General features: G+C 43.4%; 11 protein-coding genes and 1 pseudogene. 8 read left to right on the forward strand and 4 right to left on the reverse strand.

Features of this window, described 5'->3' with window-relative positions:
* Window positions 1-169 precede the first annotated feature (169 nt).
* Entirely contained in the window at window positions 170-1,504 is a 1,335-nt protein-coding gene (vpsR, locus tag IQR33_RS24515; protein WP_017635067.1) for a cyclic-di-GMP-binding transcriptional regulator VpsR, read from the forward strand.
* A 527-nt stretch (window positions 1,505-2,031) separates the two neighbouring features.
* On the forward strand, window positions 2,032-2,283 hold the full coding sequence (locus IQR33_RS24520; RefSeq protein ID WP_005381776.1) for a hypothetical protein: 252 nt from the start codon (window positions 2,032-2,034) through the stop codon (window positions 2,281-2,283).
* 134 nt (window positions 2,284-2,417) lie between these two features.
* Here IQR33_RS24520 and IQR33_RS24525 read toward each other — a convergent pair whose 3' ends face one another.
* Window positions 2,418-3,452 carry an NADP(H)-dependent aldo-keto reductase gene (locus IQR33_RS24525; protein WP_005381774.1) on the reverse strand — a complete coding sequence of 345 codons (1,035 nt, stop codon included), beginning with the start codon at window positions 3,450-3,452 and terminating at the stop codon, window positions 2,418-2,420.
* A gap of 154 nt (window positions 3,453-3,606) precedes the next feature.
* On the opposite strand from IQR33_RS24525, the gene IQR33_RS24530 reads away from it, so the two are divergent.
* The gene (locus IQR33_RS24530; RefSeq protein WP_005381772.1) at window positions 3,607-3,918 is read left to right on the forward strand and encodes a DUF6482 family protein; all 312 of its coding nucleotides are present in this window, start codon (window positions 3,607-3,609) and stop codon (window positions 3,916-3,918) included.
* A 15-nt stretch (window positions 3,919-3,933) separates the two neighbouring features.
* Here IQR33_RS24530 and mutH read toward each other — a convergent pair whose 3' ends face one another.
* On the reverse strand, window positions 3,934-4,614 hold the full coding sequence (mutH, locus tag IQR33_RS24535; protein WP_017821501.1) for a DNA mismatch repair endonuclease MutH: 681 nt from the start codon (window positions 4,612-4,614) through the stop codon (window positions 3,934-3,936).
* Between the two features lie 619 nt (window positions 4,615-5,233).
* Between mutH and rppH the strand changes: the two genes are divergently transcribed.
* The 5 genes from rppH (at window position 5,234) to IQR33_RS24560 (ending at window position 10,572) form a co-directional block, all read left to right on the forward strand.
* On the forward strand, window positions 5,234-5,755 hold the full coding sequence (gene rppH / locus IQR33_RS24540; protein ID WP_005381953.1) for an RNA pyrophosphohydrolase: 522 nt from the start codon (window positions 5,234-5,236) through the stop codon (window positions 5,753-5,755).
* A gap of 2 nt (window positions 5,756-5,757) precedes the next feature.
* Window positions 5,758-8,004: a phosphoenolpyruvate--protein phosphotransferase gene (gene ptsP / locus IQR33_RS24545; protein WP_193837557.1), complete on the forward strand. Its 2,247-nt coding sequence runs from the start codon at window positions 5,758-5,760 to the stop codon at window positions 8,002-8,004.
* 6 nt (window positions 8,005-8,010) lie between these two features.
* Complete coding sequence (locus IQR33_RS24550) at window positions 8,011-8,802, forward strand: sulfite exporter TauE/SafE family protein (protein WP_005385965.1); 792 nt, start codon at window positions 8,011-8,013, stop codon at window positions 8,800-8,802.
* An 87-nt stretch (window positions 8,803-8,889) separates the two neighbouring features.
* A complete protein-coding gene (lgt, locus tag IQR33_RS24555) occupies window positions 8,890-9,711 on the forward strand; it encodes a prolipoprotein diacylglyceryl transferase (protein ID WP_005381948.1) in 822 nt (273 codons plus the stop codon).
* Between the two features lie 9 nt (window positions 9,712-9,720).
* Window positions 9,721-10,572, forward strand: a complete 852-nt coding sequence (locus IQR33_RS24560; RefSeq protein WP_017636170.1) for a thymidylate synthase — start codon at window positions 9,721-9,723, stop codon at window positions 10,570-10,572.
* Window positions 10,573-10,642: 70 nt separating this feature from the next.
* Here IQR33_RS24560 and IQR33_RS24565 read toward each other — a convergent pair whose 3' ends face one another.
* Together IQR33_RS24565 and IQR33_RS24570 are read right to left on the reverse strand one after the other, a co-directional pair.
* A complete protein-coding gene (locus IQR33_RS24565) occupies window positions 10,643-11,785 on the reverse strand; it encodes a flavohemoglobin expression-modulating QEGLA motif protein (protein ID WP_017636169.1) in 1,143 nt (380 codons plus the stop codon).
* Window positions 11,786-11,932: 147 nt separating this feature from the next.
* Window positions 11,933-12,280: pseudogene (locus tag IQR33_RS24570) on the reverse strand (Na/Pi cotransporter family protein); the annotation flags it as partial.

Here is a 12,280-nt window from a genome sequence, read left to right on the forward strand (position 1 = left end):
CATTTGCTTTTTAATGGGATATGCAAATAAACATTCGCCAAATCTCAATCTATTGCATAGTCTTAATACTGAGACAGACGTGAGGGGGCGGAGTCTCGATAATGTTACCCGCTCGCAAAGATAAGTTTGTGGCACAAAATTTCTATTAACAATGAAAAAGGGTTAGAGAATGGCTGGGCAGTTTAAGATGGATTCCATCCCGGGATCGCTTGTGGTAGTTGGCGGTACTTATGAGCCTTGGTTATCGGTACTGGAGCAAGTGGGCTGGAAGTGTCACCAAGTAGGTGACTTACGCAAAGCTAATACGCTGTTAGAAGATATTGGTCCATGTATCGGTATTGTTGATCTCAGCCATGACGAGTTCAGCTTGAATGGTTTGGCGAACTTAGTCAGCTCTCACAAACACGTACGTTGGTTAGCGTTTATTCGTGAATCTCAGCTTGGCACTGACACCATATGCCAGTTCATTGTTAACTTTTGTATCGATTTTTTCACAGCGCCGATCCCAGATGCACAGTTATTAAGCACAATAGGTCACCAGCTTGGCATGCTTAAGTTGGAGAAAAAAGTTTGGCCTAGTTTTGGTAGCAGTTTAGATATGGGTTTGATCGGTGAATCTATCCCGATGAAACGTTTACGCGATCAAGTGAAGCGCATTGGTCCAACGGACGTCAGTATTCTGATTTCTGGGGAAAGTGGGACTGGTAAAGAGGCGGTTGCTAGGGCCATCCATAAAGTCTCTTCACGCTCTCATAAACCGTTTATGGCAATTAACTGTCGCGCACTCAATGAACAACGTTTCCAAGCTGAAGTATTTGGTATTAACGCCGATGAAGATATGGAAGCATGCCTGCTTGAACAAGCAGATGGCGGCACCGTGTTGTTTAACGACATTCTTACCATTTCAAAAGAGCAGCAAATGAATCTGCTGAGATTCTTGCAAGAAGGCACCATTGATACCAAAGATGGCGTAAAAGCGGTTAACGTGCGTATTCTTGCTGCTAACTCGTCAGATGTTGAAAAAGCTTTGATTGACGGTGACTTCAATGAAGAGCTTTACCATTACATCAACGTTTTGCGCATCAATGTCCCTAGCTTGAAAGAACGTGCGAGTGACATCGCATTGCTGGCTCGTTTCTACTTACAAGAGTTCTCAAAAGAGTACAACTCGCAAGCAAAAAGCTTTTCTGAGGATGCATTCAAGGCACTGACACGTTATTTCTGGCCTGGAAATGTGCGTGAGCTGATGAACCAAGTGAAGCGAGCGGTATTAATGTCCGACAGCGTAATGATTGAAGAGCATCACTTAGATTTACCTCAACGTAATGACTCAAAGCGCAGCTTGAAATCAATCCGTGAGAAGAGTGAACGTGATGCGTTGCTAGTTGTTTTGGAATCTCATTCTGGTCAAGTTTCAAACGCGGCGAAAGAGCTAGGAGTTTCGCGTGCAACCATGTATCGACTACTTAATAAACATAATTTGATTTCCGAACAAGCCATGTAGTTGGCCTTTCCCTGTGTCAAATAGGCGAATAAATACAATAAAAGAGTGGCCACAGAGCCGCTCTTTTTATTTTTTGTTTGGTTTGATTTATAAAATCCGCAAATTTATATATTCCTCAGGTGAATATGTTATACATAAAAGTATATGAAACTAAATTGCGGTGTATTGATTTGTTTTTAATCAAAAAGGCAAAAAATGTTTGATATATATTCATCAAAGCTTACAATTTAACCGTAACTCAGTGAGTTATACCTTTCATAAACGGATTAATTTTTAGCTAGGAGGCGCAAGATGAAACATTACGTTGTTAACACCACTGCTTGCGCTGATCGTATGCCTATCGCTCCGATAACCCTTAAATCGGATGATACCAATACCACTGGCTCACAAGATAAAAATTAATCCGTAACCTATCATATTTATTACTAGGCTGCGGAAAAGTAGCGGCTTAGTATCAACAGAATATTTCTGTTCATTTTACGCACTATTTTTCCCAGTCGAATACATCGATAATCGGAGAAAATATTATGCGTCACTCTATTTACCTACAATTGGCCACTTTGCTATTGAAAGCAGACCTTAAACGCGAAGAAAAGCAATGGCAGCGCACCATACGCCGAACTGCTCATGATATTCCATGGACGAATGTTCATCTATTGAGAGATATTGGTTTAGATCGCGATGGTCGTTCTACACGTGCCAATGTTCCGGATGCAGTTAAAGTTGAACGTCGAGTTCGTCACCTTCGTCGAGTTTTAACGTCGCGAATAATGACGTAATCGTTAGCGTGTTGGACTGACTGAGTTGTTAACGAGTCATTCAACACGCTTAACTTTTTATATGAAGTATGACTTCATTGGATAAACAGCTGGTCTTGAAGATCAGCTGTTTTCGTTTGAAGGGAGCTTTACTGTTAAGGGCAAGGATTCGAGTAAGTGGTACCTATTGCTTGAATTTCAGTAAGTAGTTCGTCGCTAAGTTGCAAATCAATACTGTCGATATTGGCTTTTAATTGGTCTAGGTTTGTTGCTCCGATAATGTTAGAAGCAACAAATGGACGCTGATTGACAAACGCGAGCGCCATTTGTGCAGGGTTTAGACCATGCTCTTGAGCTAAATTGACGTAAGCTTCGGTCGCTTTAACACCTTGTGGAGTGAAGTAGCGCGCAAAACGCTCCCACTTAGTACATCGAGCGCCTTCAGGTTTTGCCCCGTTTAGGTATTTACCACTCAGGCAGCCAAATGCCAAAGGAGAGTAGGCAAGTAACTGAACGCCTTCGTAATGGCTGATTTCAGACAAGCCAACTTCGAAGCTGCGGTTCAATAAGTTATATGGGTTTTGAATGGAGACAATTCTTGGCAAATCGTGTTTTTCTGCCAAACGCAATAGCGACATCACACCCCACGGCGTCTCGTTGGATACGCCGATATAGCGCACTTTACCTGCATTCACTAATTCAGTAAGCGCTTCCAACGTTTCAATTAACGTGACTTCTTCTTGTTTGTCAGGGTATGGGTAGTTGAGTTGACCAAAGCAGTTGGTTTGACGCTGCGGCCAATGTAGTTGGTACAAATCGACATAATCGGTTTGTAGACGATTAAGGCTGTCATCAATTGCTGTATGGATGTGGCGACGATTAAGGCTCATGTTGTCTCTAATGTGAGGAACATTGCGAGGGCCTGCCACTTTTGTTGCCAGTACTACTTTCTCTCTTTTGCCGCTTTTTGCTAACCAATTACCGATGTATTGCTCGGTGAGCCCTTGTGTTTCCGAGTTTGGCGGTACAGGGTACATCTCTGCGGTATCGATGAAGTTCACCCCATGATCGAGGGCAAAGTCGAGCTGTTCAAAGGCGTCCTTTTCTGTGTTTTGCTCGCCAAACGTCATAGTGCCGAGGCAGATTTTACTGATCTCAAGTGATGAGTGCGGTAGTTTTGTGTATTGCATATCACGTCCTTGAAGAGTTACCGACTAAATAAGTGACTCCAATATAGGGGATTTTTAGCCGCAATCGCAAATGATTTACGTATAAAGAGAGAGCAAACTCGAAAGCTACAGTTAGCCTAACTACACTTAAATAATCGTGTGAAGGAGGTATGTTATGCAGAAGCATCAATTGGACATGTGGCTACATGGTCCACATAAAGATACTTATAAAACTCCCAAAGTATTTGTGATTGGGTGTTCTGATGTCTCTGACTATCTTTTAGCTGTGGAGTACAAGCATCAACTTGAGCCGATTAAAGACGGTGAAGACCCGATACATTTTGGCTCTCTAGACTTAGTAAAAGAAGAATTATTGAGGCTAGGGGTCGATAAAGCGTATTTAAGGCTGCGTAATGCGTATGACGAATGTGGCACTGAAGAGGCAGCCTCGTACTGCGATATTGAGTTATCGCTCGTGACGCACTAAATAGCTGATATAGTTTTATTCTGGTTGAGTGTTAATGTAGTGCTTGAGTAAGATCTGTTCAGTAAACTGTGTTCTAAGGTAAAAGCCTCGGGGCAGAGTTTTCATCGGCTTACCATTTGAGTTATATGCTTCGGTGAGCGCTTTTGCATTTGCGGCTTTAGGGCGAAGATGCAGCGCTTCTCCGTGTCTGGCGGAAATTTGATCAAATCTTCCCAAGACGATCATCTCCATTAACTCTTCCCAGTCATTTCGCAAAATCCGTTCTTCTTCTTCATCTGGTGACCAAATGAGTGGACTGCCCACACGTCTTTCAGCGAGTGGGATTTCTCGTTCTCCTTCTACGGGTACCCAAAGCACACGAGATAGCTTGTTTCGAACATGACTTGTTTCCCATGTAAGACCATGAACACCAGTGAGGGGGGCCACAGAAACAAAGGTTGTTTCTAAAGGTTTGCCAGAGTAACTGATCGGAATACTTTTCAACTCGATCCCTAGTTTTGCGAAATCTTGTTGAGGTTTACTGCCAGCTGGAGCGCCCAAGTGCCATTCGAGTAATTGACCCACCCAACCTTTATCACGTTTTAAGTTTTCAGGAACAATCATATTCGCCTCGGCGGCCAACTCAGCAAAACTGAGTCCTGCCATATCATGCGCTCGTTCCAATAGCTCTGCTTCTGTTTGTGGTTCTGGTTTCATAGTTACAAGGTGGTATTACAAAAAATATAGTTTATCAAACTCCGACCAAATCTACTGTTTAAGATTTCACCGAGGCGGTGTAAGAACGATCAATTCATAACTTATCCACAGGTGGAGGAGGTATTGATAAGATCCTGACGAGGTCTGTATGAATAAACAGGGGTTAAAATGCATTTTTGGGGTTGATTTTGTTGTAATCATCTAAACGAATAGCAGGTAAGTGTGGATAAATAGCCTGTTGGTGGATCTTTGACCGATCTGAGTTTGGTGAAAAGATCATCAAGAAATTGAAGATCGAATTATCGTTATTTTTAAAAATAAATACTTTTTTATCAATGCTTTATGTTTGTTTTTTTGTTTATTCATTTGTTTTTCATTTGATGGGATTGAACTGAATTACTCATTTGAATTGAATTCTTCACAAAGTTATTCACAGAAAAGGTGAATAAATGTGGGCAATGTCTCACTCTTGTGTTGATAAGGTATGGTTTGATTAAAAGATATCCAAAAATGCTGAAAAGGTAATAAATCTTGCTCATATCACATCAGTAAGTTTGCTAGTAATGGGGATATGTGGAAAAATCACGGTAATAAAAAATTTATTCATAGAGGTTAGCCAGTGATAGATGGCGATGGTTACCGACTTAATGTTGGTATTGTGATATGTAATAACCATGGTCAGGTCTTCTGGGCTAAACGATACGGGCAACACTCATGGCAATTTCCACAAGGTGGGATTGACGAAGGTGAAACCCCTGAACAAGCCATGTTCAGGGAGTTATACGAAGAAGTCGGTTTAACGAAAAAAGACGTTAAGATCATTGCAACAAGTCGTCATTGGTTAAGATATAAGCTACCAAAGCGATTGGTGCGTTGGGACTCCAAGCCTGTTTGTATCGGCCAAAAACAGAAATGGTTTCTGCTGAGATTAGAATGCGATGAGTCTCGCATTAATATGCAACGCGGAAAATCCCCTGAATTTGATGGTTGGCGCTGGGTAAGTTACTGGTATCCAGTTAGGCAAGTTGTTTCTTTCAAGCGAGATGTTTATCGACGAGCGATGAAAGAATTTGCATCCTTAGCCATGCCTTTTCGAGAGAGAAAAGCGAAAGGGAAAAGAAAAAAGCAACGTAGAGGATAATCATGCTCAGTCAGCTAAGGGAAATAGTTGAGAAAGTCTCCAGGGTCGATGATGTGCATCTGGCACTCGATATATTGGTGAAAGAGACTTGTGCTGCCCTTAGTACTGAGTGCTGTACTATCTATCTTGCTAATGAAGAAATGCAGCGCCTTGAGTTAATGGCAACTCAAGGCCTTATTTTTGAAGGTGATAGTATTCATATCAACTTCAATGAAGGCTTGGTTGGGTTGGTAAAACGAAGCGCTGAACCCCTTAACCTTGCCGAAGCCTCAAAACACCCCGAGTTCAAATTCTTTCCTCAACTCGGCGAACAGATTTACCACTCTTTTTTAGCTACTCCAATCATTCATCGTAAACAAGTTTTAGGTGTGTTGGTGATCCAACAAAAAACGCCGCGCTTGTTTAGTGAAATGGAAGAATCGTTTCTTGTTACCTTATCCGCTCAGTTAGCGGTGCTCATTGCACATGCGCAGAATCTTGGGCATTGGCAGTTAGCATCTAAACCCACGGTATTAAAAGGTTTGCCTGCGTCTACTGGTGTCGCGATTGGAGAGTTTTGGTTCGACAATACCCAGCCGAGTTTATCGGATGTTTTCCCTTCGTCCACGTTAGATAAGGAACGCGAGCACGAGACATTACTGGTGGCCATAGAGCGAGCGTTAAATGACTTTCGCCGTATGCGGAAAAAGCTGGACAGTGAAATCAACAAAGATGCGCTGGCGATCTTCGATCTGTTTACTCACTTACTGAATGATCCGATGCTTCGCGGTGATTTGAAGAAGCAGATTGAAAAAGGAGACAGGGCAGACTGGGCGTTACGCCAAGTTGTAGAGTCATACTCGAATCGATTTGCCAGAATGTCGGATGTATACATGCGTGAAAGAGCGCAAGATATCCGAGAGTTAGGGCAAAGGCTGCTCTATTTTCTGCACAACAGTGAGCAAGAAAATTCTGCAATTGATCGTCCCATTATTTTGGTGGCGAACGAACTCACTGCCACCTTGCTCGCTTCTGTACCTAAAGAGTTTTTGTTAGCCGTCGTATCATTAGAGGGAGGCGCAAACTCTCACGCTGCCATTTTATCTCGAGCTCTTGGGGTCCCTGCAGCCATGGGCGCCAACATTAATCCGGATGTGGTGAATGGCAAACTCGGGATAGTCGACGGCTATACGGGTGAGATCTTCTTAGAGCCAAACCGCCAGTTGTTGCGAGAGTATCGCAGCTTAGTAAGCGAAGAGTCTGAACTGTTTGCCATGGTAAACAAGGACCTCGCACTCCCTGCGGTTACGCAAGATAATCACCATATCGAAATTATGCTGAATGCGGGACTCAGTGCAGACAGTAATATTGCCATCAACACAGGTGTTGATGGTGTTGGGTTGTACCGAACTGAGATTGCATTTTTACTCCAGCATCACTTTCCTTCGGAAGATGAGCAGTATCATCAATACCAAGCAATACTTAACAGCTATCCGAATCAACGAGTAGTGATGCGTACTTTGGATATTGGTGGTGACAAACCTTTGCCGTATTTGCCCATCGAAGAAGATAATCCGTTTCTAGGCTGGCGTGGCATTCGTTTTACATTGGATCATCCAGACATTTTCTTGATCCAGCTGCGTGCAATGTTAAGAGCGAGTGCAGAAAGCGGAAACTTAAGTATCTTATTGCCAATGGTGTCAGGGGTAAAAGAGCTAGACGATGCCATTAGCTTGATTAATCAAGCTCACAGCGAAGCCGTTTTGCTTGATGATAGAATTCAATTCCCACAAATTGGGGTCATGATTGAAGTACCATCGATGGTGTATCTGTTGCCAACGATTGCTCACCGTGTTGATTTTGTTTCTGTCGGGACAAACGATTTAACTCAGTATTTATTAGCGGTAGATAGGAACAATTCGCGCGTAGCGGATGTCTATGAATCTATGCATCCTGCGGTACTGTTAGCGCTTAAGCAAATCCATGAGGTGTGTGATAAATATCAGGTGCCCGTGTGTATTTGTGGTGAGCTAGCGGGTGATCCATTTGGCGCTCTTCTCTTACTTGGGTTAGGGTATACCAGTTTGAGTATGAACACCTCCAATGTGGCTAAGGTGAAATATTTGATTCGTCATAGCCAACAAGAAGAATTAGAAAAATTAGCGGAGCAAGCAATGACAAAGTCCTATGGGGAGGACATTCATCAAATGATGCATGACTTCTTCATTCAACAGGGCTTTGCGGGCTTTATCCGTGCAGGTAAAAAGTAGGAAATCGTGACCGTCTCTTTATTTTTGTTATTGTTGGCGCTAGGCGCTTTTGTGGGTGTGATGGCGGGGTTACTCGGTATCGGTGGTGGTTTGATTGTTGTTCCTGCCTTGTTGTATTTGCTTCCTCTTGCTGGGATCTCTCCAGAAATGAGTATGCACATGGCCTTAGCCACTTCGTTAGCGAGTATTATTGTCACGTCTGGCTCATCGGCGATGAATCACCTTAAGCTCGGCAATGTCGATATGTTTGTCGTAAAATGGTTGATGCCTGGTGTGGTCATTGGTGGCTTTGTTGGTGCCAATATTGCTGAGTGGATCCCTACACACTATTTGCCGAAAGTGTTTGGTGTCATTGTTCTTTGCCTGTCAGTACAAATGTTTCGTTCCATTAAAGTTACGAGCAGTAAACCTATGCCGAGCAGCCCTGTGACTGTAGTTTACGGCACGGGAATTGGTGTCGTATCAAGCCTTGCTGGTATTGGTGGTGGCTCACTGTCGGTACCATTTTTAAATAAACATGGGATAGAGATGCGTAAAGCGGTGGGCTCATCCTCCGTTTGTGGTTGCGTGATTGCTATTTCTGGTATGATCGGCTTCATCTTACATGGCTATAAAGTGGAAGGCTTACCTTCATACAGTATTGGTTATGTTTATCTTCCCGCTTTATTAGCGATTGCTATGGCCTCGATGCTCACAACAAAAGTGGGTGCGAAGCTGGCAACTAACCTTCCAACTGCGGTATTAAAAAAGATATTCGCGGTGTTCTTAATGTTTGTTGCAGCGACCATGCTGCTCTAAGTTTGTACCCAAGTCATTCTCGCTGAACCAAGCATCTAGAGGTTACTTGGGTATATTTATTTTGTTGTGATAAGAAGAGAATGATTTATGTCTCAGGGATATATTGAATTTCCCAATATTGATCCGGTTTTAATCTCTATTGGTCCTGTTTCGGTTCGTTGGTACGGTTTGATGTACCTTGTGGGCTTTATGTTTGCTCTATGGTTAGCGAACCGACGTGCGGATAAGCCTGGAAGTGGTTGGACACGAGAGCAGGTTTCTGATTTGTTGTTCGCAGGCTTCCTTGGCGTGGTGATTGGTGGCCGTGTAGGCTACGTGCTTTTCTACAATTTTGAGCTCTTCCTGGCTGACCCTTTGTATCTATTTAAAGTGTGGACCGGTGGTATGTCTTTCCACGGGGGCTTACTGGGTGTGATTACTGCGATGTTCTGGTATGCACACAAAAACGGGCGAACTTTCTTCGGTGTTGCTGACTTTATCGCGCCGCTTGTGCCATTTGGTTTGGGTATGGGGCGTTTAGGTAACTTCATGAACAGCGAGTTGTGGGGCCGAGTAACGGATGTGCCTTGGGCGATCGTTTTCCCAAATGGCGGTCCACTGCCACGTCATCCATCGCAGCTTTATGAAATGGCGCTTGAAGGTATCGTACTTTTCTTCATCTTGAATTGGTTCATCAAGAAACCTCGTCCTCTAGGTTCTGTTTCAGGGCTATTTTTAGCTGGATATGGTACATTCCGCTTCTTAGTTGAGTACGTGCGCGAACCAGACGCTCATTTGGGTTTATTCGGTGGCTTTATTTCCATGGGACAGATTTTATCCCTGCCAATGGTGGTTATCGGTGTCCTCATGATGGTTTGGGCATACAAACGTGGTCATTACAAAGACGAATTACCACAAAAGACGAAGTAAGGTATTGGTGTGAAACAGTATTTAGATTTGTGTCAACGCATCGTTGACCAAGGTGTTTGGGTTGAAAATGAGCGTACAGGCAAGCGCTGCCTGACCGTAATCAACGCGGATTTAACCTACGATGTTGCGAACAATCAATTTCCGTTGGTCACCACACGTAAAAGTTTTTGGAAAGCAGCCGTTGCAGAGCTACTAGGGTACATTCGTGGTTACGATAATGCGGAAGATTTTCGTAAGCTGGGCACGAAAACCTGGGATGCCAATGCCAACCTAAATGATGCCTGGTTGAATAACCCATACCGTAAAGGCGAAGACGACATGGGCCGTGTCTATGGGGTTCAAGGGCGCGCCTGGGCGAAACCTGATGGTGGTCATGTTGACCAGCTACGTAAGATAGTGGATGACTTAACGCGTGGCGTTGATGACCGCGGTGAAATCTTGAACTTCTACAACCCGGGTGAGTTCCACATGGGGTGCTTGCGTCCTTGTATGTACAGTCACCATTTTTCATTGCTGGATGATACGCTTTACCTGAATAGTACTCAGCGTTCGTGTGATGTACCGCTTGGCTTAAACTTCAATATGGTTCAAGTTTACGTGTTCTTGGCGATTATTGCGCAAATTACGGGCAAGAAACCTGGTCAGGCATTTCATAAGATTGTGAATGCTCACATTTATGAAGACCAGCTTGAACTGATGCGCGATGTTCAGTTGAAACGTGAGCCATTAAAAGCGCCGACGTTCCATATCAACCCAGAGATTAAATCTCTAGAAGATTTGGAAACATGGGTCACACTGGATGACTTTTGGGTTGAAGGGTACGAGCATCACGATCCTATTCGTTACCCATTCTCAGTGTAACGAGTATCGTTCTTCAAGATATAGAAAAAGCTCCGAATGGAGCTTTTTTCTTTTTTGTACTTAGAAGGTATTATTTTAGTGCACTGACAATATAACGGTGAATTGGGTTGGTCTGCATCGGTTTGGACAGTGCCGGGCTAATAAACTTAGGTTGAGTGAATATTTCTTTACTCACTAATGAACGGATAAGCTCAAAGTACTTCAGCTCCGTTTTCCCGCACAACAATAGTGAAAAGTCATCGCCCAATTTATCATAGGCATTGAGCACCTCTCGGAATCCTCTAAGATACAAGTAATCCTTCGTTAAACCTCCACCTCGATACACTCGGGCAGTCGTTGTAAATGCTTGAAGATCAGAAGCTTTATACTGTTCTTTTAATAGCATGAACGTATGGCGGAAATCGCGATCCTTGATCATCGACTCTACTGCCAGAACTCGTAAGGCTAAGGTTCTTAGGCGCTTGATACTGAAATGTCCTGACAGATACTCACATAATATAGCCAGCCCTTCTTGAGTGTTGGTATTGGCAGGACAACCTAAGCTCAGGACTTTTAGCGGTTGTTGACGACCGTTAAGCGTAGTCAGGAGATGTACTCCCATTTCATGATGTGCAAGAGCCTCCAGCTCATCAGTGGTGATGTACGCCGCGTGGTTAATTTTGACTCGAGACCCTGAAACTAGTGCGTTTGCTAACATCCCGTCCAACACCTGTATTTCACATTCATACCCATTGCGTTGAGCAAAATTTTGCATGAAACGTGCTATTGCACGGCTATCGTGCTGAGGTTCTTTTTCTTCTTCTGTAGGAAGGTGCAATATGAAATGGGCGTTGGCAATATCTTTGGCGCTCGGTTCCCCATAATAGCGTAAGGAGTTATAAAGAAACTCTTGCGTGCCGATGGTATTCACTTGATCCAGTTTATCTGCATAAGACTGAATTACATCCGCGTATAGCCTCTGCAGTTGGGTGTCTTGAATGTTTTCTAGAGGTAGCTCATATAGGCGTCGCTTTGCGCTGTGGGTATCTACGTTAGTAATTGAATATTGAAAATTAGGCTCTTGAGAATATTTGTTTTTAATGAAACGTTCTCTTTCTTGAGCATAATTAAGAGGATTCACGCTACTGAGGATATCAATATCAGCAACCAGTTGGGTTAGGTTTTCGTCTATTGCGAGTAGCTGATCAGAAATAGCGTCATTAAGCTGCGTCATGTTGTCGACTCCAAATGAGATAGCTCAGCATAAGCATGCTGATGTGGCTCAAATTATCACCGGACAATCGATTTGAACAGTTTAATTATCATAAAAAAGGCTCCACGATGTGGAGCCTAAACAATAAGCGATGGTATGTCGTTGTTGTTACGTTGTTAGGGCTAGAATTGCACCTGGTAGAATAACGAATACTGACATTAGGTAACCACCAACAACAGCTTTATTCTTAATAGCCATTTCAGAAATCATCTCAGCGCCTTTAACCGGAATCTCACGTAGGAATGGAATTCCAAAGATAAACAGCGTCGCCATGATGTTAAACACTAAGTGGACTAGAGCGATTTGTAGTGCGAATACTGCGAACTCTCCAGATACCGCTGTCGCTGCTAGTAGTGCCGTAATACAAGTACCAATGTTAGCACCCAGAGTGAAAGGGTAGATATCTCGTACTTTCAACACGCCAGTACCAACCAACGGAACCATTAAACTTGTCGT

This window comes from Vibrio sp. OPT46, from assembly GCF_015163535.1.
Classification (GTDB): domain Bacteria; phylum Pseudomonadota; class Gammaproteobacteria; order Enterobacterales; family Vibrionaceae; genus Vibrio; species Vibrio alginolyticus.

Coding starts and splice junctions, on each gene's coding strand:
- vpsR (WP_017635067.1), top strand. CDS start 170: ATGGCTGGGCAGTTTAAGATGGATTCCATCCCGGGATCGCTTGTGGTA.
- IQR33_RS24520 (WP_005381776.1), top strand. CDS start 2,032: ATGCGTCACTCTATTTACCTACAATTGGCCACTTTGCTATTGAAAGCA.
- IQR33_RS24525 (WP_005381774.1), bottom strand. CDS start 3,452: ATGCAATACACAAAACTACCGCACTCATCACTTGAGATCAGTAAAATC.
- IQR33_RS24530 (WP_005381772.1), top strand. CDS start 3,607: ATGCAGAAGCATCAATTGGACATGTGGCTACATGGTCCACATAAAGAT.
- mutH (WP_017821501.1), bottom strand. CDS start 4,614: ATGAAACCAGAACCACAAACAGAAGCAGAGCTATTGGAACGAGCGCAT.
- ptsP (WP_193837557.1), top strand. CDS start 5,758: ATGCTCAGTCAGCTAAGGGAAATAGTTGAGAAAGTCTCCAGGGTCGAT.
- lgt (WP_005381948.1), top strand. CDS start 8,890: ATGTCTCAGGGATATATTGAATTTCCCAATATTGATCCGGTTTTAATC.
- IQR33_RS24565 (WP_017636169.1), bottom strand. CDS start 11,785: ATGACGCAGCTTAATGACGCTATTTCTGATCAGCTACTCGCAATAGAC.